A 24,046-nucleotide genomic window follows, 5' to 3' on the forward strand; every position below is an offset into this window, starting at 1 on the left:
GAAAACCAGGGCGAAGCGGGAATGTGGAGGGCCAAGCGGGGCCGGCGGAACCGGCCCCCGTCGATTTAACGGCGCGGCGTGTTCGGATACAGGTCGGTGCCCGCCTCGTTGATCTGGCGGCGCAGTTCGCGCCGCTCGTCCGGGGTCAGGCGGCCGCGGCGGGCGCCCTGGTCCTGCTGCTGCTGCGCCTGGCGGCGCTGCTCTTCGGCCCGCACATCGTACATGCGCGAGTCGAACTGGCGCGAATCGAACTGGCGCGGCTGCGGTTGCGGCGGCGCAATGTGTTCCTGGCGCGGCTGTTCGCGCACCGGCTGGGCCGGCGGCGGCGCGTTGCGCTGGGCGTCACGGTCACGGTCACGGTCCTGGCCGGCAAAGGCCATGCCGCTGGCAAAACTTACGGCGCAGCCGAGCACCAGCGCACGGACGAACGCCTTCCTGCCGCAAAAACGAGCACTTGCTGCCTGCTGGATGTCGATGAGCGCGTTATTCATGGTGTTCCTCTTCCGCGATGCCGTATAAACAGATAAGCTAGGTTCCGCTATGACCCCAGTGTATGGCCATTCGATTCGGGGGGTTAGGCGAATTGGGTAAAGTTTGTAACAGTATGTAATGACTTGAAAGCAACGCTGTTTGCACGGCGATAACACGTTACCATAGCGACATCAATATGACAATTCCGGCTGAGCCATGACCACACAATCGACACCGAATACAACGCCGGCCGCCGCAGGTGGCCACTCCGCCAAGATTATGGTAGTGGACGACGACGTGCGCCTGCGCGACCTGCTGCGCCGCTATCTCACCGAACAGGGGTTTTCCGTCGTCACCGCCGAGAGCGCGACCGCGATGAACAAGCTCTGGCTGCGCGAGCGCTACGACCTGCTGGTGCTCGACCTGATGCTCCCGGGCGAAGACGGCCTGTCGATCTGCCGCCGCCTGCGCGGCGCCGGCGACCAGACCCCGATCATCATGCTGACCGCCAAAGGCGAGGACGTCGACCGCATCGTCGGCCTCGAGATGGGCGCCGACGACTACCTGCCCAAGCCGTTCAACCCGCGCGAACTGGTCGCGCGCATCGGCGCGGTGCTGCGCCGCAAGGGCCCCGACGAGATCCCGGGCGCGCCGTCCGAGACCCCGCAGACCTTCGAGTTCGGCCAGTTCGTGCTGGACCTGGGCACGCGCACGCTGAAGAAAAACGGCGAGACGGTGCCGCTGACGACCGGCGAATTCTCGGTGCTCAAGGTGTTCGCGCGCCACGCGCGCCAGCCCCTGTCGCGCGAGAAGCTGATGGAACTGGCGCGCGGGCGCGAGTACGAAGTGTTCGACCGCAGCCTGGACGTGCAGATTTCGCGCCTGCGCAAGCTGATCGAGCCCGATCCATCGTCTCCGCTGTACATCCAGACCGTGTGGGGCCTGGGCTACGTGTTCATTCCTGAAGGCCAGCCGCGCTAGTGGTAGTCCCCAACGCCACACCGCAAACCGCCCCGCGCCTGAGCTGGTTCAAGAGCGGCCTGTTCTGGCGCACCTTCCTGCTGCTTGGCCTGTTGACGACCGTGTCGATGGCCTCGTGGATCGGCATGATCAGCGTGGTCCAGCGCGGCCCGCAGGTCAAGCAGACCGCCGAACTGGTGATCTCGGTGGTGACCATCACGCGCGCCGCCCTGACCCACTCGGCGCCGGACCTGCGCGTCGAGCTCCTGATCGAACTGGTCAGCAATGAGGGCATCCGCATCTTCCCGCTGGTGGCCACCGACGTCGTCGAGCCGCCGCCGGACAGCCCGCTGATGCCGGAGATCGAAGCGCTGGTGAAGGAAAAGCTGGGCAAGGACACGCGCTTTTCGAGCCGCGTCAACGGCTCGCCCGGATTCTGGATCAGCTTCAAGATCGACGGCGACGAATACTGGATGATGCTCGAGCGCGAACGCCTGCCCGGCTTGTCGGGCGTGCAGTGGCTCGGCTGGGCCGGCCTGGTCGGCGTGCTCTCGCTGCTGGGCGCGGCGCTGATATCGAGCCTGGTCAACCTGCCGCTGGCGCGCCTGACTGCGGCCGCGCGCGCGATCGCCCAGGGCAAGCGCCCCGAGCCGCTGCCCGAGCGCGGCGCGCAGGAGATCATCGAGGCGAACCGCAGCTTCAACCAGATGGTCGACGACCTGCAGCAGGTCGAGTCGGACCGCGCGCTGATCCTGGCCGGCATTTCGCACGACCTGCGCACCCCGCTCACCCGCATGCAGCTCGAACTCGAAATGGCCAACCTGTCGGCCGAGGCGCGCGAGGGCATGCAGTCCGATATCGGCCAGATGGACGCGATCATCGGCCAGTTCCTCGATTACGCCAAGCCGACCGAGGCGTCGAGCTTCGTCCCGGTCGACATCAGCGCCCTGCTGGCCGACGTCGCGCGCGCGGCCGAACGCATTCCCGGCATGCGCGTGACGACCGATATCGAGCCGGACGTGCACGTGATGGGCAACGAGACCGATTTGCGGCGCGTCTTCAACAACCTGGTCGAAAATGCGCGGCGCTACGGCGCCACGCCGGGCAGCGACTACACCGAGATCGACATCGGCTGCCACGTCAGGTTCCTCAATCACGGCAAGCGCGCCGTGATCCAGTTGCAGGACCACGGCAGCGGCGTGCCGGCCGAGCAGATCGAACAGCTGCTCAAGCCCTTCACGCGGATGGACACGGCGCGCGGCCAGGCCAACGGCGCCGGGCTGGGGCTGGCGATCGTCGAACGCGTCGCCGGCCGCCACCACGCCGCGCTGGCGCTGCGCAACCGCGAAGGCGGCGGGCTGCAGATCGAACTGGCGATGCCGCTGGTGTGAAAAATGGGGTCGGGCCGGCGGGACCAGACCCCGAACCGCATTTATACTGTCGGCTTTCCGCCCACCTGAGGAAGCCAGACATGACCCAACTACAGTTCAGCGACGTGCAGCAGGCCGCGGCCCGCATCGCCGGCGTCGCGCACCGCACGCCCGTGCTGACCTCGCGCACCGCCGACAGCATCGCGCGCGCGCAGCTGTTCTTCAAGTGCGAGAACTTCCAGCGCGCCGGCGCCTTCAAGTTCCGCGGGGCCTACAACGCCTTGTCCCGTTTCAGCGACGAGCAGCGCCGCGCCGGCGTGCTCACCTACTCCTCGGGCAACCATGCGCAGGCCATCGCGCTGTCGGCCAGCCTGCTCGGCATGGCCGCCGCGATCATCATGCCGCACGACGCGCCGGCGCTGAAGGTCGCCGCCACCAAGGGCTACGGCGCCGAGGTGATCGTCTACGACCGCTACAAGGAAAACCGCGAAGAGATCGGGCGCCGCCTGGCCCAGGAGCGCGGCATGACCTTGATCCCGCCGTACGACCACCCGGACGTGATCTGCGGCCAGGGCACGGCGGCGATGGAGCTGATCGAAGACGCCGGCCAGCTCGATATCCTGCTGGTGTGCCTGGGCGGCGGCGGCCTGCTGGCCGGTTCGGCACTGGCCGCCTCCGCCCTCAGTCCCGGCTGCCGCATCATCGGCGTCGAGCCCGAGGCGGGCAACGACGGCCAGCAATCGCTGCGCAGCGGCGCGGTGGTGCACATCGCGGTGCCCGACACGATCGCCGACGGCGCCATGGTCACCCACCTGGGCGTGCACAATTTCGACGTGATCCGGCGCACGGTCGACGACATCGTCACCGTCAGCGACGCGCAGCTGGTCGACACCATGAAGTTCTTCGCCGAGCGAATGAAGATCATGGTCGAACCAACCGGCTGCCTCGGCGCGGCGGCGGCGCTGCATGGCGTGCTGCCGGTCGAGGGCAAGCGCGTCGGCATCCTGGTCAGCGGCGGCAACGTCGACCTGGCCCGCTTCGCGAAGCTGGTGGCCTGAACGGGCCAACAGACACAACTGTTACACCACAATGAGCGCGAACGCACATACCTCGCTTGATGAACCCTCTATAACGTTAGTACATCAACTACATCGAGGAGATTCATCATGATGAAGAAACTGCTGCTAGCCACACTGATCGCCGGTTCGTCCATGGGCGCCGCTGTCGTCTCGGCCCCGGCCTCCGCCGCTGTCGTGGTCGTGCGCGAAGCGCCTCCGCCGCCGCGCGACGAAGTCGTCCCGGCCCCGCGCCGCGGCTATGTCTGGCAAAACGGTCACTGGGAATGGCGCCACAACCACCACGTGTGGGTAAAGGGCATGTGGATCAGGACGCGTCACGGCTACCACTACAACCAGCCGACCTGGGCCGAGCATGATGGCCGCTGGGAAATGCGGCGCGGCATGTGGGCGCGCGGCGACAAGGATGGCGACGGCGTGCCGAACGCGGTCGACAGCCGTCCGAACAACCCGAACCGCCATTAAGCATTGCGGGGCCAGGTCCGCGCGACTTGGCCCCGGCACCGCTATTCGATCGAATAGCGCGCCCGGTACGGCTGGAATCCCAGCCGCCGCTTGAATTCCCGCAACCCCGGCCGCGCGCCGAACACCGTGTCGTACATGAAGTAATCGACCTGCCGCTCCTGGATCAGCCGGCAGGTAATCTCCGTCACCAGCAAAAACATCGCGCCATCGTTGTTGCGTATGCCCAGCACACGGTCGGCCATCGCGAAATTGCCGAACACACCCACGTTGCAATATGCGACCAGCGCGCCCTGGCGGTCGAACAGCCCGTAGTAGCGAAAGTGCGCCAGGTCCTCGTAGTGGAGCTGCTTTTCCTGATAGGCCGGCGCCATCGGCCGTCCCTGCCTGACCTCGCACGACACATTGATCCGATGGATGTCGTCGACCAGCGCATTGCGTTCGATTTCTTCCAGGCGGTAGCCGCGCGCCACCGCCTTGCGCCGCTCGGCCGCGCCGCGCCCGCAAGCGCGCAGCGATTCGATGAACGCCTCGCCGCTGTGGAAGCCGCGCAGGTCGATCAGGGCGGCGCCCAGCGTCTTGTGGCCGAACACCTTGTATTTTGGATGGGGCTGGGTGAAATAGCGGTAGACCAGATCGACGTGCTCGGGATGGCGCGCCGCCCGAAACCTCAGGTGCGCGACCGGCATCCTGATGATGTCGAACAGCAGCCTGGCCAGGCAGGCGCTGCGATTGATGAGCTGAACGATGAACATTTCCCGGTTTCTTGTGGCCATTGGACCATACCGAGTCTAGGGGGGCGGCACCGCGCACGAATGGAGCACGTCAAAGCAGCTATGTAAATTTGGGTAAAGACGCTGTTCAAGATTCCACCGCGAAAATCGTGAAAGACAGCTCCTACACGCAGACGATCCAGCGCTTGTGAACTGGCGAACAGATATTTTTTTGACAATGGCGCACACTGGATTCACTCGTTCACCAGGAGCATTGCCATGAACCGCCGAACACTTCACGCCAGCCTGTTTGCCGCCGCCATGCTGGCCGCCTCCTCCGTCTTTGCCGGCGATATCGTCAAGTGCGTGGACCAGAACGGCCATATCACGCTGACCGAGAACCAGTGCAGCGAAGGCGTGCAGACGGTGCTGGTGACCGGCGGCGCCGATGCGCCGGCGCTGCTGCCGGCCGAAGCCGCGCCCGTTGCCGCAGCCGCTCCGGCGCGTCGCGCGGTCCAGCGCATCGCCTACACGCCGGAAGTGGTGCAGCATGACAGCTGGGCGCCGCCCAAGGCGCGCGGCAAGACGCTGTCGCGCGATGCGGAAACCTTGAAGGCGGCCCGGGTCAGCATGCAGGTGCTCGACGAGGCGTCGTCGAGCTTGCGCCATCAGCGCCTGGCCGGCGTGAACTAAGCCGCGCGGGATCGGCTACCGGTGCTCAATGCAGGTCGCGCTGGCGCAATGCGCCCGGCTCCGCCGCAACGCCGCCCGCGCCCAGGGTGCGCACCAGCTGCGCCAGCTCTTCGTTCTGGATGAAGCTGGCCGACGACTTGGCGGTCAGCAGCTTCTCCGGAGCCTGAGCACGCGACACCGCCCATCCCTGCACATAATCGACGCCGATCTCGGCCAGCGTGCGCACGGTTGCCGTGTCCTCGGCCCACTCCGCGATCGTCTTCATGCCCAGGTTGACCGCCAGGTTGACGATCGCCTCGACGATCGCGACGTTGGCCGGATGGTCGTTGATGTTGACGATGAAGTTGCCGTCGATCTTGAGCACGTCCGCCGGCAGCTCCTTCAGGTAGGAGAACGAGGTGTAGCCGGCGCCGAAGTCGTCGAGCGCCACCTTCACGCCGAAATTGCGCACCTGGTCGATGAAGCGGCGCGTGTTGTCGAGGTCGTGCAGCGCCACGCTCTCGGTGATTTCCATGCACAGCCGGCTGGCCACATGCACGTGGCGGCCCAGGATGTCGATGGTGTCCTGCACGAAGCGCTCGTCGTTGAGCGAGGCGCCGGACAGGTTCATGCACACGAACTGGGTGTTGGGCAGCTGCTTGAGGTTGTTCTGGATCCAGGCCAGGGTGCTGGCCAGCACCCAGCGGTCGATCACGCCGGCGCGGCCGCTCTTCTCGGCCGCCGCGATGATCGGGCCGGCCGCCGTGATGCTGCCGTCCTTCTCGCGCATGCGCAGCAGCACCTCGAAGTTGAGCGACTCATGCGGCGCCTTGAGCGACATGATCGGCTGCATTTCGAGGAACATGCCTTCGGTCGCGTTGGCCGACGACAGGCGCTCGACCAGTTCGAGCTCCGCCTCGCGCTGCTGGAACGCGGCCGCATTGCGCTCGTACACCACCAAGCCGTCCGACCCCGTCTTCGCTTCGCGGCAGGCGCGGTCGGCGTTCGACACGGCATCCTTCATCTGCATTCCCGCGCTCACCTCGATCAGGCCGATCGAGCCGCGCACGTGGAATGCCTTGTCGCCCACCCGGTATGGCGTGTTGCCGATGCGGTCGACGATGCCGCGGCAGATCAGCTGAGCCAATGGCACCGCCGTATCGGGCATCACGATGACGAATTCGTCGCCGCCGACGCGGCCGATCTGCTGGCCGCCGGCCAGCATGGTCTGCATGCGCTCGCACACCTGCTTGAGCACTTCGTCGCCGGCGGCGTGGCCGAACAGGTCGTTGATCAGCTTGAAGCGGTCGAGGTCGAGGTAGGCCAGCGCCAGCGGCTTGCCGGCCGCCACCGATCCGGCCAGGCTCTCGAACATCTTCTCGATGCCGCGCCGATTGAACACCTTGGTCAGCGGATCGTTGTTGGCCATGAAGCGCAGTTGCTCGGTGGCCTTGGCCTTTTCGGTGGTGTCTTCCAGCACGCCCTCGATGCGCCCGCGCGCCAGCGTGGCGCGCACCAGGAAGCGCTTGCTGCCTTCGCGGTTCTGGATCTCCATCTCGGCGTCGGCGTGGGTGTGCACCATGTCGTGCAGCTGGCTCCATACGCCCTCGGCGAAGAACTGCTTCCAGCGCGTGCGGCCGGAGACGATCTTGGTCTCGCCCAGCATCTTGCGCAGTGCCGGATTGGTGCTGAGGAAGTGGCCGTAGACGTCGAGCGTAAACAGGCCGACCGGCATCGCCTCGTAGGCATGCTCGAGCTGCTCCTGCGCTTCGATGCGGCGCTCGGTCTCGAGGCGCATCTGTTCTGCCACGGCCAGCGCGGCGAGCAGGCTCGACGCCAGCGCGGCGGTGACGCTGTTGATCACCCCGACCATCTCGCGCAGGCCGAGCGCGGCGGCCACCACTTCGGCCACGCCGGCGGCGAAGGTGACGACGAAGGAGGCGGCGAACCAGAACGCGGCGCGGGTGTGCGAGCGGAACATGATGCTCATCAAGGCAGCACCCATGACGCAGACGCCAAGGCCGGTAATCACCCACAGGACCGGCAGGAAGATGTGGTAAGGGAGCAACACCGAGCTGGCGATCAGCGGCGGGCAGCACCATTCGGCGATCCGCAGCGGCATCACGTAACGCGATTTGCGCAGATCCTTGCCGAACAGGGTCTGGAACAGCACCAGCGTGACCACCGGATACATCGCCAGCGTCAAAGCGCGGCTGAGCATCAGGAATTGCTCGGGCACGATCTGGCCCAGCCACTGGATGTCCCAGCCGGCCGACAGTGCGGCGGCGCGCAGGTTCAGGATCAGCCAGCCTGCGAACAGCACGTACAGCATCTGGCGGTTGATCAGCGCGGTAATCAGCACGAACAGGGCCAGCACCACCATGCCGCCGTCGAGCAGGCCCGACTTGCGATGGTAGCCCTGCACCGACAGATTGAGCTGTTCGGCCGGCCATTGCAGCGCGGTCAGGTGCGCCGGTCCGACAAAGGTGGCGCGGCACAGGACGTCGGCCGGCGTCCGTGTCAGGTTCAGGACGAATCCGGCCTTGACTGGCGCCAGCGCGCCGTTGGCGGTGTTGCGCGTGGAGGAGCCCAGCAATTGCAGGCTCGCCTGGTCCCAGCACGCCATCTCCAGCGCGTGGCGCGACGGGAATTCGACGGCGTCGGCTTCGCCCGGCTTGCCCAGCGTGGTAAAGCTGAACCAGACCGGCGCCTCGGCCAGACGGGTGTCATAGGACTCGACGGCGCGGCGCGTCTGCAGCGCGGCGACTGCGGCGGCCGGCGTCAATGGCGCGCCGCCCTGGGCGGCCACCTTGAACGAAATCGGTTGTTCGCCGCTGGCGACGTAATGGTTGTTCCACAGCGCCATGGCGATCACCGACATCACGGCGATCCCCAAAGGCACCATATAGAACGCGAAGAAGCGCAGCGTTTTTTCCATCGCCCGATGGGCGAGCGCTGGAAGCGGTTTGCGCAACTGAAAATTCGTATCGGGCATTAGCGGTATCCAACTGCGTAGGGGGCGGCCGTCCGCAGGACGGACAGACGGTTATTCTACGCGAAGGATACCCCAAAAAGTGATACCGTGATGCAATAACTATGAATTTAGGCGAGCAGCAGTTCACGTGCGCGCACCACCGACGGCGGCGCCATCGGACGGGCCAGGCGCGAACGCTGCACGCGCGGCGCGCGCTTGGCGCCGATATCGATGTCCGGGTGCTTGATATGGCGGAAGAAACCGAGCAGCGGATGGGCCGCCGCGGTCCAGCGTTGCTCGCCGGTCGCGATCTCGAACTGCATCACGCGGTGCGGGATGTTGCCGACGTGGCTGAGCGGAACCGGCGCCTTGTCTTCGAACACATCGGAAAACAGCAGCTGCTCGTACTGGCGGTCGATCGGCGCGCGGCCGGTCACCACCGCGTATTCGATATTGTTCGCTTCGCAATACTCGAAGCTGGCCTTGATCAGCGCCACCTTGACGACGCGGCCGATGCGGCCCTCGCCGATGCCCAGGCGGGTCACCTCGGCCAGGCGGCGCCCTTGCAGGTAGGCTGGCAGCTCTACCGAATCTTCCACCGACAGCGCGCGGTGCAGATTGGTCTGGATGCGCAGGCTGCCCAGCGGCGAGCCGTCCAGCTTGGACTCGGCCAGCAGCACCACGCAGTCGTCTTCGTAGTCGCTGTGCTCAGGCTCGATCAGGGTCTGGGCGAATTCGGGAATATGGCGTGCATAGGCGGCGTGGCGGATCTGCACCGCCTTGCGCATGTCCTCGTCGCTGTGCACGCGCTTGATGGTAAATGGCAGGCGCTCGACGCCCTGCTCCTGGTCGTGTGCAACGGCGCCAGCGAGCATGCGGCTCGTGCGGGAAGGGGTAGCTGCCACTGCTTCGAACTGTTCCATTTTGACACTCCTTAGATAATTTGTTGAATTTCGTTTTAACAATTATCTGCCGCCAGGAAATTATCAAAGTGTCGATAAGGAATCGTTTTATGCCCTAGTTCCTTGGATTTGTTTCATTTAGGAATATTCAGGTTTGACGTTTGTAACAGCAAGAAACGTCAATTTCATGCATCGTCGGGAATGAGGAACAGCAAGTCGGTGACGCCAATGTCAACTCCTTCTTGCGAGAGCAAAGTGCTGGCCTGCCCGCGGTGATGGGTCTGATGGTTGAAGAAATGCATGACCAGACTGAAATAGTTCTTCTTGCATACGCCGCGGGAATTGCCGTAGTGCAGCGTATGGTCGAGCTCGTCCTCCGCCATCGCCGCGCTCCACGCAAGGATGGTTTCGTCGAGCAGGCGCCGCCGCGTCCACAGGCTGTCCAGGTCGGCGAAGATCATGGCGCCCAGACTGGCGGGGTCGGGCAGCGCGCGCACCGGATCGAGCTGCGAATAGCCGGCGGGATGCAGCGCGAAGCGCTTGAGCCAGATGACGTCGCCGTTGGCGATATGGTTCAGGGTGCCGAGGATCGAGCCGAAGAAAGCCTTGCGGTCGGCGGCGAGCGCGTCGGCCGGCAGTTTGGCGGCGGCGGCGAAGACGCGCTCGTTCATCGTGGCGTTGTAGGCCGCCATCAGGCGGATATGGTCGATGCGGCTCATGGCGATGCTCCCGTAGGCAAAATCGCAATATTACCTCGGCCGTGATACGCCAGGTCAAGATGGGGTCAGGTCCGCAGGACCAGACTCCATCTCATGCCAGCGGCGATGGAGCACCGGGGTCTGGTCCTGCGGACCTGACCCCATTTTCAGGGATCGAGCCTGCCCTCGCCCAGCCGCCGGGCCAGGAATTCGACCAGCGCCGCCACCCGCGGCGCCAGCGCGCCCTGCTTGTAGAACACCGCCCACACCGGCTCCGACCAGGGCAGCGTCAGCGCCGGCAACACCGGCGCCAGGCGGCCTTCGGCCACGTCGTCGCGCGTCAGGAAATCGGCCAGGCGCACGATCCCCGCGCCGGCGATCGCAAGGTGGCGCAGCGTCTCGCCGCTCGACGCCGTCACCGCCGGATTGACGGCCATCCCCTCGCCGCCTTCGTGCGCGAGCGGCCAGACGTTCAGCGAGGCCGGCGCCGTGAAGCCGAGCAGGCGGTGCGCCGCCCGGTCGCCCGCATCGCGCGGAACGCCGTGCCGGGCCAGGTAGCTTGGTGCCGCCAGCAGGCGCAAGCGGCTGCCGCCCAGCCGGCGCGCGTTCAGGGTCGAGTCGGCCAACGGACCGATCCGGATCGCCAGGTCGGCGCGCTCCTCGATCAGGTCGATGACGGTCTCGCCGCCGGTCAGCTCCAGCCGCACCAGCGGATAGGCGTCGAGGAATTCGGCGGCCAGCGGCGCGACCAGGTGGTCCAGCGCCGGCGTCGCGGCATTCACGCGCACCAGTCCCGATGGCTGCGAGCGGCGCGCCGCCACCTGCGCCTCGGTGTCCTCGAGTTCGGCGAGCACCGTGCGCGCGCGCCCGAGCAGCCAGGCGCCCTCCTCGGTCAGGTCGAGCCGGCGCGTGGTCCGGAGCATCAGCGTCATGCCCAACTGCGCCTCGAGCCGCGAGATGGTGCGGCTCACGCCCGACGGCGTCTGCCCGAGCCGCCCGGCGGCGCCCGAAAACGAGCCGGTGTCTATGACCGCGGCAAAGGCAATCAGCGCGTCCACATCGATCATTCGTGACTCCAGGTCAAAAGTCTATTGTACGGCAGGGTATTTTTCTTTGTGCCGCGCGCGGCCACACTGCATGCCTCACTCTTACAAGGAACCACCATGCCTCTCGCACTCTGGGCGCTGACCCTGTCGGCATTCGCCATCGGCACCACGGAATTTGTCATCGTCGGGCTGATCCCGACCATCGCCGCCAGCCTGGGCGTGTCGGTCCCGTCGGCCGGCCTGCTGGTCAGCCTGTACGCGCTCGGCGTCGCGATCGGCGCCCCGGTGCTGACCGCCCTCACCGGCCGCGTGCCGCGCAAGCAGCTGCTGCTCGGTCTGATGGTGCTGTTTACCATCGGGAACCTGCTGGCCTGGCAGGCGCCCGGCTACGCCACGCTGATGGGCGCGCGCGTGCTCACCGGCCTCGCGCACGGTGTGTTCTTCTCGATCGGCTCGACCATCGCCACCAGCCTGGTGCCGAAGGAAAAAGCGGCCAGCGCCATCGCGCTGATGTTCTCCGGCCTGACCGTGGCGCTGGTGACCGGCGTGCCGCTCGGGACCTTCATCGGCCAGACCTTCGGCTGGCAGGCCACCTTCCTGGCGGTGTCGCTGCTCGGCGTGATCGCCATCATCGGCAGCGCGATGCTGGTGCCGCGCGATATCGCGGGCAGCAAGCCGTCGCCGCTCCTGACGCAACTGGCGGTGCTGCGCAAGCCGCGCCTGCTGCTGGTGTACGCGATGACCACGCTGGGCTACGGCGGCACCTTCATCGCCTTCACCTACCTCGCGCCGATCCTGCAGGAAGTCTCCGGCTTTTCGGCCTCGTCGGTGAGCCTGGTGATGCTGGTGTACGGCGTGTCGGTCGCCGCCGGGAATATCTGGGGTGGCAAGCTGGCCGACCGCAAGGGCCCGGTGCGCGCGTTGCAGATCGTGTTCGCGCTGCTGGCGGCGGTGCTGCTGGTGCTGACGTTCACCGCGCCGAACAAGCTGCTGGTGCTGGCCACCGTGCTGGCGTGGGGCGCGGTCGCCTTCGGCAACGTGCCGGGACTGCAGGTGTACGTGGTCAAGCGCGCCGAGCGCGATGCGCCGCAGGCGGTGGACGTGGCCTCGGGCCTGAACATCGCCGCCTTCAATGTCGGCATCGCGCTGGGCGCCTGGGGCGGCGGCCTGGTGGTCGCGCGTCTCGGCCTGATGGCCACCCCGTGGATCGGCGCGCTGGTGGTGCTGGGCGCGCTGGCCCTGACCACGCTGGCCGGCCGACTGGACAAACGCGACGCGGCCGCCGAGCCGAAAGAACTCCGCCTCGCCGCCTGATCTGTTTTATTCGACGCCGCGGTCCAAGGTCTGGGGTCAGGTCCGCCGGACCTGACCCCGGTTTTGTCGCCGCCGCCGAACGAAGTCGGCAGTTCAGTCGCAGTCGCTTACACATCCAGCTCCGGATAGTGCCTGAAGATGCCCTCCTCATTGAATGGTATGCGCCGCTTTGACGCCAGATAGGCTGCGATGTTGGGGCGCGCCGCCACCAGTTCGCGCAGCGCCGCGAGCCGCGGATAGCCTGGCTCGATGCGTGCCATCGCTTTCGGAAACGCGTAGCGCAATCCTTCGATCACCTGGAACATGGACAGGTCGGCATAGGTGAGCTTCGCGCCATTGAGATACCCGCCCTTGCCCACCCTGGCCAGCACGCCCTCGAAATACTCGAAGTACTTCGGCACGCGTTCAGCCAGGAAGGCCGCGGCGCGCTTCTTCGCTTCCTTCTTCTGGTCTTCGTAATACAGCGAACTCGAAATGGGATGATGGGTGTCGTGCACCTCGGCCACCAGGTCGGCGATCGTCAGCTGCAGCTGGTGGACCCACAGCCGCCCAGCCTGCGCGCGCGGCGCCAGGCCATGCGCGCCGCCGAGGAACAGCAGGATGTTGGCGGTCTGGCCGATGACTTGGTCGCCTGCCGCCAGGAACGGCGGCGCGAACGACGGCGTGGCCGCCTCCTTCATCAGCTTCATCATCGCGCGCGTGCCATTGCGGGTGCGCGCCACGTCCACGTACTGCGCCTGCGCCTCTTCCAGCGCGAGCCGGACGAATTCGCCGCGGCCAGGAATCGTCGGCCAGTAGTAAAGCTGATAGACCATCGCCTTCTCCATCGGTTGCGCATCGCTCGATTATCGGCCAATTTTCTTTTGCCGGCGCCCGGTTACATGCTAGTCTCGCGCTACCGCCGAAGAGCGGTCACAAGACGTCCATCAAACAAGGAGAACAACATGCTCAAGAATTTCGCACTCGCCGTACTCGCGATCCTGGTCATCATCGTCGGCATCGCCATGACGAAGCCGGACACCTACTCGGTCAAGCGCACCATCGCCATCAAGGCGGCGCCGGAGAAAATCGCCCCGCTGATCACCGACTTCCATCAGTGGGCCAGTTGGTCGCCGTGGGAACATCTCGATCCGGCCATGCAGCGCACCTTCAGCGGCGCCCCGGCTGGCAAGGGCGCGATCTACGAGTGGAAGGGGAACAAGGATGTCGGCCGCGGCCGCATGGAGATCACCGATGCAACCACGCCGGCCAGCACCAAGATCGACCTGCTGTTCATGGAGCCGTTCGAGTCGCACAACACCACCGAATTCGTCCTGGTCCCGCAGGGCGCCGAGACCCAGGTCACGTGGAACATGGCCGGCCCGATGAACTTCATGGCCCGGATCATGAGCGTATTCACCAGTATGGATTCGATGATCGGCAAGGACTTCGAAAAAGGCCTGGCCAGCATGAAGGCCGTCGCGGAAAAGTAAGTCCCTTGAGCGATATCACCGCCTGATCCGCGCGGTGGGTCAAGATGTGAAGTGGCGCGCGGCGCCACTTCCCCATCGACACACGCGGAGCAGTCCCGATGATCGTCGCTCAACTCGTGAAGCAGTGGCTTTCCCGGCGCGCGCGATACGGGTTCACGCCATCGATCGGTTCAATCGCGCGCAGCCTGCGTGTGCTGCGTTACCGCCGCGAACACCGGCGCCTGTGCGCGCTCGACGTCTACCGCAACTATGTCGCGATGCCGGCCAACGACGACCTGTTTCACTACCTCAGCCACCGCTTCTACCTGAGCCGCCACCTGGCCCCGCGCGCCCGTGTCGCGTGCGTGCTGCGCCATTACGGCTTCGAAGACGAGACCTTCAACACCTCCTACAAATACGCGGTGTACCGCGCCGGCGGCCTGACCCTGTGGCAGCGCTGCGCCAACGGCTGCAGGTTTGCCATCACGCTGTCGATGGCCTCGCGCATGGACGCCGAGGGCGACCTGACGATCATGTTCGAAGCCGACGGCGCCTGCCTGCACCGCCTCAGCTTCAGCTGGATCGAGGGCCGCTTCGCCGGCGTGGAGGCCCCGCTCGTGCCTTTCGTGGCGCGCAATCAGGGCAGCCGTCCCGGGTCGCACGGGGCGATCGCCGCGTTCGAGCAGGCCTTCCCGCACAATTCGCCCAGCCTGTTCTGCACCGCCGCGATGCAGGGCGTGGCGCTGGCCGTCGGCATGACGCAGATCGCCGCGATCAAGCACAGCGCCCATCCGTTCGGCCATGACGCCCCGCCGCAGCGGGCCGCGCGCATGGCTGCGGCCTACGACCATGTCTGGGAACAGCTTGGCGGCGTCGAGCTCCCCGGGCCGTCCTGGCTGATCGAGCTGCCCTATCGCCTCAAGCCGCTGTCGGACATCCCGGCCAGGCACCGCCGGCGCGCCGCGACGCGGCGCGCACACTGGAACGAAATCGGCGAGGCGGCGCGCGCCATGCTCGCCTCCAAGCTCAAGCGCGTGCCAAGGCTGGCGCCGCCGCCCACCGCGCCGGCCCCGCGCCAGGCCGCTTCCGTGTAAGCGCCGTCGCACCGGCGAAGGCAGGCGCCACGCTGGTCATTTGTTCATGATAGAATCTGCGCTCGCTAGGGGTCCCGGGATGTTTGCCGGGTGAGAGATACCCTCCGTACCTGATCTGGATAATGCCAGCGTAGGAAAGCGCAAAGTAGTTCCCCTTTGTATGCTCGCCTCCCGTCTGGCTCCGGTTTTTATAGTACGCGCCGGTTTGTCCGGCGCATAAAACGAGCAGACAATGTCCCAACCAATCCTGAAGTATTCCGTTCTCGCCTTCGCCGTAATGCAGGCGTGTTCCGCCCTCGCCCAGACCACCATGACCGAAGTTGTCGTCAGCGCCACCAGGCCTGCCGGCAGCGAGCGCGCCAGCATCGGCGGCTTTGCCGATGCACCGCTGCTCGAGACGCCGGCGACGGTCAGCGTGATCGACCGCCAGCGCATGCAAGACCTCGGCATCCATGACAGCACCGGCGCCATGAAGCTCGATGCGGCCGTCAGCGATTCATACAACGCGGTCGGCTACGCCGAGAATTTCTCGATCCGCGGCTTCAACCTCGACAACACCTCCAGCTACCGCAAGGACGGCCTGGCGATACCGGGCGACACCCAGATCCCGCTGGAAAACAAGGAGCGCATCGAAGTGCTCAAGGGCCTGGCCGGCCTGCAGGCGGGCGTCGCGGCGCCAGGCGGCATCATCAACTACGTGACCAAGCGTCCGACCGCTACCTCCCTTCGCTCGGCGACGTTCGAGGTGCGCGAGCGCGGCACCCTGTACGGATCGATGGACCTGGGCGGACGCTTCGACGACCGTCGCTTCGGCTACCGGATCAACGCCGCGGCCGAGAAGCTGCGCTCCTACGTCAAGGGCGCCGACGGCGAGCGCCAGTTCGTCTCCGGCGCCTTCGACTGGCAGGTCACGCCGGACGCGCTGCTGCAGCTCGACCTCGACTACCAGCACAAGTCGCAGCTGACCGTGCCGGGCTACCAGCTGATCAACAACGTCAGCCTGCCGACCGGGGTTTCGCAGACCATGCTGCTGAACGACCAGCCGTGGGCCAAGCCGGTCGACACGAAAAGCACCAACGCCGGCCTGCGCTTCGAATACCGCCTCAGCGACGACTGGAAGGCCAGCGTCGGCATGAACAAGCACTGGTTCAAGCGCGACGACTACACCGCCTTCCCTTACGGCTGCAATTTTGATTATGGCTTCTGTGCGAACGGCGACTACGACGTCTACGATTACCAGAGCGCGGGCGAGCGCAAGTCGCCGTTTGGCGCGCAGGCGATGGTGCAGGGTAAATTCTCTACCGGCGCAATCAGGCACGACCTGACCGCCGGCGCGTCGATCTTCACCCGCAGCGACAAGTCGGGCGACTACGTCTACGACTTCGCCGGAATGAGCAATATCTACCACAACGTCATCGTGCCGCCGGCGCCGGGCAATCCGACGACAGGCCCGGTATTCGAGCGCCGCAGCGAGAACGAGCGCGCCGTGTTCGTGCAGGATATCGCCGCCATCACGCCGCAGTTCAAGCTGCACGCCGGCCTGCGCTACGTGCAGGTCAAGCGCGACGAGTACATCCCGGACGACAATTCGCGCGTCGCCAATGCGCCGCGCTTCTACGCGCACAGCGACGAAGGCTTCGCGCTGCCGAACGTCGCGCTGGTGTACAGCCCGAGCCAGGACTGGAACCTGTACGCGGCGCTCTCGCACGGACTGGAACATGGCGGCATCGCTCCGATCGAGACCACCAACCAGAACACGGCGCTGGCGCCGAGCCGCTCGAAGCAGGTCGAAGTGGGCGTCAAGGGCGCGATCAATAACGACGTTACCGTGTCGGCGGCGCTTTTCCAGATCCGCAAAGGCCACGAGTTCACCGACGAAGCCATCAACACCTACGTGCGCCGCGGCGAATCGACCCACCGCGGCCTGGAGCTGTCGGCCCAGGGCGGCGTCCACAGCGGCCTGCAGTACGGCGTGTCGCTGCTGGCGCTGCACACCGACCAGCAAGGCACCGGCCAGGCGGACTTCGACGGCAAGCGCGTCACCGATGTCCCGAACTTCAAGTCGAGCGCGTGGGTTGAGTATGCGGTGCCTGCCGTGGCGGGCCTGAAGGTCAACGCGGCCTGGCAGTATTCGGGCGAGAAGGCGTTCGACCTGGCCAACACGGTCAACGTGCCGGCCTACCACCTGTTCGACCTTGGCGCGTCGTACGCGACCCGCGTGGCCGGCATGTCGACCACGCTGCGCTTTGGCGTCAACAACGTGTTCGACAAATTCTACTGGCGCGATGTCACGCCGGCGCTGGGCGGCTACCTGCTGACCGGCGCGCCGCGCACCTTCCGCGCATCGGCGCAGTTCGACTTCTAAAAGGCGTACTGGATCCGCATCGCGACGCTTTTGGCGTTGCGTGCGGAATTCTTGCCGATCAGGTAAGCCGCTTCATACTTCCACTCATGTCCGCCCGCCAGGAGCCAGCTGCCGAAAACGGCTGGCCCCGCGCGGTGCGACTGCTGCTCGCGCGGCAGCCAGTCGTTCCACTTCCCCATCTCGCCGAACCCCTGCACGCCGAACTGCAGCTTCTCGATCCAGCGGTATTTCACCTGCCACTGGTAGGCGATCGTGGTCGCTTCGGCCTGCGCGGTGCGGCAGTGCCGCTGCAGGAACACATTCAGGTTCAACTGGGTGCGTCCAAATTCCGTCTGCAGCACCGGGCCGTATTCGTACCCGATCTCGCCCGATCCGTCAGTGTCCCGTTCAATGTTGGTATGGAAGGCCAGGTCCACCGGATACTCGCCCTGCGTCAGCATGAAGTCGTTCTGCCACTCGACCGCGGACAGATGGTTCGAGCCGGGACTCATCTGGAACCACTGCGCCGTCAGCTCGGTGTACCAGCGCGAGGTGACGTTCCACGCCAGGCCCAGCTCGGGAGAACTGCGCGGCGCCTTGCCGGCCGGCTTCGCGTTCCAGTACTTGAAATCGACCGAGCGCTGTCCTTCGTTGGGATAAGTGGTGACCAGGTAGTAGCCGGTGTCGGCCGCTGCCTGCTGCATCAATAAAGCCAGGGACGTCAACACCAGGATCTTCTTCATCGACGGTTCTCGCGGTTGATTCAGTGGTTGAATTGTCCCAGCAGCGCGGCGGTGCGCGCGACGCGCTGTTCCAGGTCGCCGGTCAGCAGCGCGTAGTCGACGCCCTGCCGCTCCAGGCGCCCGATCAGCGCCTGGTGCACGACCAGCCGAACTTCGGCCGATTCGCGCTGCAGGCCGTCTGCGACCCAGGGCAGATCCGGCGCCGCCACCAGCGTCAGCGCGTAATCGTGATCCAGCGCCAGCGCCTCCAGCCGCGGATCGACTCGGCCCCAGTAGACGCCACTGTAGACCGCCGTCATCAGCGGCGTGGTGTCGCAAAACAAGAAATCCCGCGCCAGTGGCTCGGCCGCATCCTCGCGTTCGAGCTGGGTTTGCGCGATCGCCAGCTGGTCGTGCTCGAACGGCACGCGCGCATTCAGCTCGACGAACTCGCGCAGGTATTCGCGCACCCAGACGGTGCCGTAGCGGTTTGCCAACGCCGTGGCCAGCGTCGATTTGCCGGTCGATTCGGCGCCCAGGATGGCGATGCGCGGCACCGTCATCGCGCCACCCTGCTCCAGGCGCGCAGGCCGATCGCGGCCATCACGACGAACACCGCGTACAGGATCGCCGTCAGCACCAGATGCTTGTACAGGTACAGGCCGACGTACAGCACATCGACCGCGATCCAGGCATGCCAGTTCTCGACCTTCTTGCGCGACAGGAGGACCTGGCCGAGCAGGCTGCCGGCAGTCAGGAAGCCGTCCGCGTGCGGCACGTCGGTGTTGGTCCAGGTCTTGAGGAACCAGGACAGCAGCACGAAGCCGGCCGCCCAGCCGGCCAGCGACACGATCCAGCCGCGCCGGTCCAGGCGCGTGACGTCGAGCACCTGGCCCTGCGCGCCGCCGTGCAGCCAGCTGTACCAGCCCCAGAACGAGACGATGATGAAGACGGCCTGCAGGCCGGCGTCGCCATACAGGCGCGAGTCGTAGAACACCACGCCATACGCGGCCGAGGAGACGATCGCGAACAGCCAGGCCCAGTGGTTCTGGCGGATATTGAGCAGGACCGTCGCGACCGATAGTACGAAGGAGATCAGTTCTAGCGGGGTGGTGGCAAAGCCGAACAGGGGAAACGTGTCGTTCATCGGGAAGCGGTGAGGGTCAATCGGGGCTGCATGCCGGCGCGCGCGGCCAGGCGCACCAGCAGGTCGAGGCTGAACTGCGCGGTCTTGCCGTGCTTGATTTCGGAGACCCGCGCCTGCGTGGTGCCGAGCAGCGCCGCCGCCGCGGTCTGGGTCAGGCCGGAGTGCTCCAGCCACGCCTCGAGGGCGGCCGTCAGCGCGGCGCGCATGTCGAGCTCTTCGGGGGCAGGATGGTTGGGCGAAGTCATGTGCCGTCAAGTATGGCGCGCAAACGCCATTTATGCAAGATTTCGCATAATTCTGGCAACGTTGCAAATCCCTCAAAATTTTATATGCTTTAAATCAACATTTGGATATACTTTTTGCACAATTATTCTGGAGACTGTCGATGCGCTTGCTTGCCCTGCTGATCTGTTCGGCCTTGAATGTAGTCCCCGTCTTGGCGCGCGCCGCGGAGCCGGTCGTGCCGATCGACGCCTTCGTCGAGCAAATGCGCTACAGCAAGCCGCGCATCTCGCCCGACGGCAAACACATCGCCATCAGCGTGCGCATCGAGCGCGGCGACCGCACCGTGCCGACCATGACGGTGTACTCCCTGCCCGACCTGAAAATCGTCAGCACCATCGCCCTGCCCGGCTTCGAAGTGCCGGTCAACTTTCAATGGATCAGCAGCCGGCGCCTGATCGTCGAAAAAGGCCTTGAACTGGGACTGCGCGAACGTCCCCGCCGCACCGGCGAAGTGGTGGCTGTGGACCTGGACGGCACCAAGCCGCAGTACCTGTACGGTTACAACGGCTTCCAGCAGTCGAGCCGCGGCGACCGGTATGGCGACGACTACGGCTGGGGCAACGTGGAACATATCCCGCTGGCGCGCGACGGCCACGTCTTCCTCGGCGGGCATTTGTGGCGGAGCAGCCGCAGCATGCTCTACGACATCCAGACCTCCAACTCCGTGCGCAAGCTGCTGGCCGACATTCCGATGAAGGATGCCGGTTTCATTTTCCAGAACGACGCCACGCCGCGCTTTGCCTACGGCGACGATGACGATAACCAGCCGTTCCTGTATCGCCTCGACGATGCCAGCGGCGAGTGGCGCCGGCTGGAACGCCAGGCGGGCGCGCCGCGCTTCCATCCGATCGCGTTCACGCCGGACAACAGCGAAGTGTACGCCTGGCAGAGCGTCGCCGGCGGCCCGTGGGAACTGGTGCGCGAGAACATGAAAACCGGCGCGCGCACGGCGATTGCGAAAGATCCCGTGGCCAGCATCGAGGAACTGCACTTCGGCACGAACCGCTCCGTGCCGTTCGCCTATTCCGCCACGACCGGCAAGCCGGTGGTGCGCTACCTTGACGAGAACAACGAGAACGCGGTTCTGCACAAGACGCTGAGCGCCCAGTTCCCCGGCGAGTTTGTCCACTTCCTCAATTCCTCCGACGACGGCCAGAAGCTCTTGTTCAGCGTGGCCAGCGACCGCGATCCGGGCTCCTTCTACCTGTTCGACAAGCAGAACGGAAAGGCCGAACTGCTGTTTTCGAACATGGAGCGGATCGACCCTGAGCAGATGGCCGAGCGGCGCCCGATCAAGTTCGTCGCGCGCGACGGCCTGACCATCACCGGCTACCTGACCGTGCCGAAAAACCCGTCGGGCAAGAAGCTGCCGATGGTGCTGCTGCCGCATGGCGGCCCGTTCGACGTGGCCGATTCATGGTATTTCGATGAAGACGCGCAGTTCCTGGCCAGCCGCGGTTACGCGGTATTGCAGGTCAACTTCCGCGGCTCCAGCGGACGCGGTCCACGCTTCGAGCGCGCGGGCTACCGCCAGTGGGGCGGCAAGCTGCTCGACGATTTGAGCGACGGCGTCAAGTGGGCCAACGGCCAGCCCGACATCGACGCCTCGCGGGTGTGCGTGTTCGGCGCCAGCTACGGCGGTTACGCCGCCCTGATGCTGCCAGTGCGCGAACCGGCGATGTTCAAGTGCAGTGTCGGGTATGTGGGCATGTATGATCTCTCCACCGTGTTCGACCAGGAAGGGGTCAAGGGCAACGTCCAGGCTACCAATTTCTTCATGAAGACGCTCGGCAAGGATCCGGCGGAGCTGGCCGCCAATTCGCCGGTCAACCTGGCCGAAAAAATCAAGGTCCCGGTGCTGCTGGTACACGGGAACAAGGACAAGATAACCCCTCTTGCGCAGGCCGAGACGATGCGCGACGCGCTGACCAGGGCCGGCCGGCCGCCGCAATGGATGCTGGTGAAGGGCGAGGGACACGGCTTCTACGACGCCGAACACCGCAAGCAGTTCTACGAAGCGCTTGAAGCCTTCCTCGACAAGCATATCGGGCACTGATAAAAAAGGGTCAGGCCGCGCACGACCTGACCCCAGCTTTTGGCAGCATCGGGGTCTGGTCCCGCGGACCTGACCCCAGCTTCGCTTTATTTCTTCGGATACTTGATCGTCATTTCCTTCAGCAGGTTGTCGGCATGGTCGACTTCCTTCATCACCCACAGCATGTAGCGGATATCGACGTGGATCGCGCGCGTGATGGCGCTGTCGAAGTACCAGTCCTTGGTGATCGACTCGTAGGTCGAATCGAAGTTCAGGCCAATCAGCTCGCCGCGCTTGTTCATCACCGCCGAACCGGAGTTGCCGCCGGTCGTATCCGCGCTCGACAGGAAGTTGACCGGCACCGTGCCCAGCACCGGATCCTTGAACACGCCATACCGCTTTTCCTTGATCGCGTCGAGCAGCTCTTTCGGCGCGATGAACGGATCCTTGCCGGTGTGCTTCTCGACGATGCCTTCGACCGTAGTGAACGGGCCCTTGGTCACGCCGTCGCGCGCCACGTACGGCGCCACGGTGCCGAAGGTCACGCGCAGGGTCGAATTCGCATCGGGATAGACCGGCTTGCCCTGGCTCTTCTTCCACGCGATCACCGCCGCCATGTACTGCGGGACGATGCGTTCGAGGTTGCCCGACACTTCCTTGCGGCGGTTCTCCAGGTTCATGCCGACGTCGTGCATGCGCACGGCCATCTTGATGAAGGCGTCGTCCGACTTGCGGAAGGCGTCGGCGTCCTTGCCGATCCAGGCCAGGCGCTTGGCGGTGTCGCCCAGTTCGGTCGCCTTATACAGCGCAGGCACGGTGGACGTCGCCGGCACGAGCGCATCGAGGCCTTGCGGATGCATTCGCGGCGCCATCTTGCTGTAGCGCTGCAGCGCAGCCGCGTAGCGCGCTTCATCGACGCTGGCGACGAACGACTGCTCCAGGCGGGTCAGGCGCGCCTTGATGAACGACAGGTCGCGTTCCTGGTAGCCGGCTTCGCGCTTGGTGTCCGGCTTCTGCTGTTCGAGCGCCAGCCGGTACAAGGTGCGCGCGCTGGCCAGCAGGTCGCTGTGGGTGGCGACCGACCAGGCGTACTCCTCTTCGGACAGCGCCATGTCGGCGGCGATCACCGCATCGAGATCGGCCATCAGGGTCTTCGGCGCGGCCGACGGGTTCTTCGCGAGCCAGGCGCGGAACTCGGCGTCCTGCACGTCCTTGATCGCGGCGATGTCCTTGCGCGCAAAGCCGTCCATCAGGCCCTGGGTCTTCTTGAGCACGTTGTTGATGCCCTTGACCACGTTCGCGTAGCGCACGTCGTAGGCCGGGTTGCCCATGGTGGCGGCGGCGATCACGGCCAGGTCGGCCTGCATGCCGGCCACGCGCAGCGGGAAGTCGGCGTCGCGCGCGAAGCGGATCTCCGACGGCAGCTTGTAGCGGCTGGTGCGGCCCGGGTAGCCGGCCAGCAGGACCGGATCGCCGTTCTTCAGGCCTTCGGCCGACACCACCAGGAAGTCCTTCGACTTGAACGGCACGTTGTCCGGCGACGGATCGGCCGGGCGACCGTCCTTGCCGACGTAGGCGCGCAGGAACGAGAAGTCGCCGGTGTGGCGCGGGAACTCGTAGTTGTCGATGTCGCCGCCGTAGTTGCCGATCTTGTCCGACGGCGCGTACACCAGGCGCACGTCGCGGATCATCATCTGGCGGATGCGGTAGTACTCCAGGCCGCGGTGGAAGGCCGGCACCGAGCAGCGGTACGCCTTGTCGGTCTCGCATTCGGCGATCAGCGCCTTGATCCGCGCCTGCACTTCCTCATGGCGCTCGCGTCCCGGCATGGTAGGCGCCAGGCCTTTGAGCACGCGGTCGGTGACGTTTTCCACCTTTTCGGTGACGTACACCTGCAAGGTCGGGCCGCCCGGCAGCTCGGAGGCGCGGTCCTTGGCCAGGTAGCCGTTGGCTATGTAGTTGTGCTCCGGCGTCGAATTGCGCTGGATCGCCGCGTAGCCGCAATGGTGGTTGGTGACGATCAGGCCGTCCGGCGAGACGAACGACGCCGAGCAGCCGCCGGTCGAGACGATGGCGCTCATCGGATGCTTCGACAGGTCGGCCAGTTTTTCGGCCGGCATGGTGATGCCGACGCGTTTGAGTTCGGACTTGAGCTGGGTGAGCTGGTGCGGCTGCCATTGGCCTTCGTCGGCGCTGGCGGTGGTGACGGCGCCGAGCAAGGCGACGGGCAAGACGATTGATTTGAACAAGATGGTGTCCCCGGGTGGTGAAAAGCAAGCGGGGAGTATATCTGCCTTGGAAACGGCTGGG

22 protein-coding genes and 1 riboswitch are annotated in these 24,046 nt (G+C 65.5%); of the genes, 10 read left to right on the plus strand and 12 right to left on the minus strand.

All coding sequences use genetic code 11. The features are described from left to right. Positions 1-65: 65 nt before the first annotated feature. Positions 66-491, minus strand: a complete 426-nt coding sequence (locus Q4S45_RS11910; RefSeq protein WP_374046032.1) for a hypothetical protein — start codon at positions 489-491, stop codon at positions 66-68. Between the two features lie 196 nt (positions 492-687). Between Q4S45_RS11910 and ompR the strand changes: the two genes are divergently transcribed. The 4 genes from ompR to Q4S45_RS11930 all read left to right on the plus strand — a co-directional run bounded on the left by ompR (position 688) and on the right by Q4S45_RS11930 (position 4,342). Further along, entirely contained in the window at positions 688-1,452 is a 765-nt protein-coding gene (gene ompR, locus Q4S45_RS11915; RefSeq protein ID WP_305504407.1) for a two-component system response regulator OmpR, read from the plus strand. Continuing rightward, positions 1,452-2,822: a sensor histidine kinase gene (locus Q4S45_RS11920; protein ID WP_305504410.1), complete on the plus strand. Its 1,371-nt coding sequence runs from the start codon at positions 1,452-1,454 to the stop codon at positions 2,820-2,822. Before ompR ends, Q4S45_RS11920 begins: the two co-directional genes overlap by 1 nt. Before the next feature lie 80 nt (positions 2,823-2,902). Next, complete coding sequence (locus tag Q4S45_RS11925; protein WP_305504412.1) at positions 2,903-3,859, plus strand: threo-3-hydroxy-L-aspartate ammonia-lyase; 957 nt, start codon at positions 2,903-2,905, stop codon at positions 3,857-3,859. A 108-nt stretch (positions 3,860-3,967) separates the two neighbouring features. Then, on the plus strand, positions 3,968-4,342 hold the full coding sequence (locus Q4S45_RS11930) for a YXWGXW repeat-containing protein (protein WP_374046033.1): 375 nt from the start codon (positions 3,968-3,970) through the stop codon (positions 4,340-4,342). 41 nt (positions 4,343-4,383) lie between these two features. On the opposite strand, the gene Q4S45_RS11935 is transcribed toward Q4S45_RS11930, so the two are convergent. Further along, the gene (locus Q4S45_RS11935) at positions 4,384-5,094 is read right to left on the minus strand and encodes a hypothetical protein (RefSeq protein ID WP_305504414.1); all 711 of its coding nucleotides are present in this window, start codon (positions 5,092-5,094) and stop codon (positions 4,384-4,386) included. 237 nt (positions 5,095-5,331) lie between these two features. On the opposite strand from Q4S45_RS11935, the gene Q4S45_RS11940 reads away from it, so the two are divergent. Beyond that, complete coding sequence (locus Q4S45_RS11940) at positions 5,332-5,745, plus strand: DUF4124 domain-containing protein (protein WP_305504416.1); 414 nt, start codon at positions 5,332-5,334, stop codon at positions 5,743-5,745. A gap of 25 nt (positions 5,746-5,770) precedes the next feature. Here Q4S45_RS11940 and Q4S45_RS11945 read toward each other — a convergent pair whose 3' ends face one another. The 4 genes from Q4S45_RS11945 to Q4S45_RS11960 all read right to left on the minus strand — a co-directional run bounded on the left by Q4S45_RS11945 (position 5,771) and on the right by Q4S45_RS11960 (position 11,365). Continuing rightward, entirely contained in the window at positions 5,771-8,698 is a 2,928-nt protein-coding gene (locus tag Q4S45_RS11945) for an EAL domain-containing protein (RefSeq protein ID WP_305504418.1), read from the minus strand. Positions 8,699-8,826: 128 nt separating this feature from the next. Further along, positions 8,827-9,621 (minus strand): hypothetical protein, encoded by a 795-nt coding sequence (locus tag Q4S45_RS11950; protein WP_305504420.1) that lies wholly within the window; start codon positions 9,619-9,621, stop codon positions 8,827-8,829. A gap of 164 nt (positions 9,622-9,785) precedes the next feature. Continuing rightward, complete coding sequence (locus tag Q4S45_RS11955; RefSeq protein WP_305504422.1) at positions 9,786-10,319, minus strand: DinB family protein; 534 nt, start codon at positions 10,317-10,319, stop codon at positions 9,786-9,788. Between the two features lie 146 nt (positions 10,320-10,465). Beyond that, complete coding sequence (locus tag Q4S45_RS11960) at positions 10,466-11,365, minus strand: LysR family transcriptional regulator (protein ID WP_305504424.1); 900 nt, start codon at positions 11,363-11,365, stop codon at positions 10,466-10,468. Positions 11,366-11,461: 96 nt separating this feature from the next. Here Q4S45_RS11960 and Q4S45_RS11965 point away from each other — a divergent pair, with 96 nt between their 5' ends. Then, positions 11,462-12,658 (plus strand): MFS transporter, encoded by a 1,197-nt coding sequence (locus tag Q4S45_RS11965; RefSeq protein ID WP_305504425.1) that lies wholly within the window; start codon positions 11,462-11,464, stop codon positions 12,656-12,658. Between the two features lie 107 nt (positions 12,659-12,765). Here the strand turns inward: Q4S45_RS11965 and Q4S45_RS11970 are convergent, their stop codons facing one another. Further along, a complete protein-coding gene (locus Q4S45_RS11970) occupies positions 12,766-13,473 on the minus strand; it encodes a glutathione S-transferase (protein WP_305504426.1) in 708 nt (235 codons plus the stop codon). A 129-nt stretch (positions 13,474-13,602) separates the two neighbouring features. Between Q4S45_RS11970 and Q4S45_RS11975 the strand changes: the two genes are divergently transcribed. The 3 genes from Q4S45_RS11975 to Q4S45_RS11985 all read left to right on the plus strand — a co-directional run bounded on the left by Q4S45_RS11975 (position 13,603) and on the right by Q4S45_RS11985 (position 17,568). Then, the gene (locus tag Q4S45_RS11975; RefSeq protein ID WP_305504428.1) at positions 13,603-14,130 is read left to right on the plus strand and encodes an SRPBCC family protein; all 528 of its coding nucleotides are present in this window, start codon (positions 13,603-13,605) and stop codon (positions 14,128-14,130) included. A gap of 98 nt (positions 14,131-14,228) precedes the next feature. Next, on the plus strand, positions 14,229-15,203 hold the full coding sequence (locus tag Q4S45_RS11980) for a DUF535 family protein (RefSeq protein WP_305504430.1): 975 nt from the start codon (positions 14,229-14,231) through the stop codon (positions 15,201-15,203). A gap of 57 nt (positions 15,204-15,260) precedes the next feature. Next, positions 15,261-15,357, plus strand: a riboswitch (TPP riboswitch). 78 nt (positions 15,358-15,435) lie between these two features. Next, the gene (locus Q4S45_RS11985; RefSeq protein ID WP_305504432.1) at positions 15,436-17,568 is read left to right on the plus strand and encodes a TonB-dependent siderophore receptor; all 2,133 of its coding nucleotides are present in this window, start codon (positions 15,436-15,438) and stop codon (positions 17,566-17,568) included. Here the strand turns inward: Q4S45_RS11985 and Q4S45_RS11990 are convergent. From Q4S45_RS11990 to Q4S45_RS12005, 4 genes are read right to left on the minus strand one after another with little or no spacing between them, the layout of a single operon-like run. After that, positions 17,565-18,290, minus strand: coding sequence for a hypothetical protein (locus tag Q4S45_RS11990; RefSeq protein WP_305504434.1), 726 nt, complete (start codon positions 18,288-18,290; stop codon positions 17,565-17,567). The genes Q4S45_RS11985 and Q4S45_RS11990 overlap by 4 nt on opposite strands. A 20-nt stretch (positions 18,291-18,310) precedes the next feature. Beyond that, on the minus strand, positions 18,311-18,832 hold the full coding sequence (locus Q4S45_RS11995) for an ATP-binding protein (protein WP_305504436.1): 522 nt from the start codon (positions 18,830-18,832) through the stop codon (positions 18,311-18,313). Further along, positions 18,829-19,416 (minus strand): nicotinamide riboside transporter PnuC, encoded by a 588-nt coding sequence (gene pnuC, locus Q4S45_RS12000; RefSeq protein ID WP_305504438.1) that lies wholly within the window; start codon positions 19,414-19,416, stop codon positions 18,829-18,831. Before pnuC ends, Q4S45_RS11995 begins: the two co-directional genes overlap by 4 nt. Then, positions 19,413-19,661: a helix-turn-helix domain-containing protein gene (locus Q4S45_RS12005; RefSeq protein ID WP_305504440.1), complete on the minus strand. Its 249-nt coding sequence runs from the start codon at positions 19,659-19,661 to the stop codon at positions 19,413-19,415. The genes pnuC and Q4S45_RS12005 overlap by 4 nt, the downstream gene beginning before the upstream one ends. Before the next feature lie 140 nt (positions 19,662-19,801). Between Q4S45_RS12005 and Q4S45_RS12010 the strand changes: the two genes are divergently transcribed. Continuing rightward, a complete protein-coding gene (locus Q4S45_RS12010; protein WP_305504442.1) occupies positions 19,802-21,757 on the plus strand; it encodes a S9 family peptidase in 1,956 nt (651 codons plus the stop codon). A gap of 86 nt (positions 21,758-21,843) precedes the next feature. Here Q4S45_RS12010 and Q4S45_RS12015 read toward each other — a convergent pair whose 3' ends face one another. Continuing rightward, complete coding sequence (locus tag Q4S45_RS12015) at positions 21,844-23,985, minus strand: S46 family peptidase (RefSeq protein WP_305504444.1); 2,142 nt, start codon at positions 23,983-23,985, stop codon at positions 21,844-21,846. Between the last annotated feature and the right edge of the window lie 61 nt (positions 23,986-24,046).

The sequence above is a fragment of the Massilia sp. R2A-15 genome (assembly GCF_030704305.1).
GTDB lineage: Bacteria > Pseudomonadota > Gammaproteobacteria > Burkholderiales > Burkholderiaceae_D > JAFCUW01.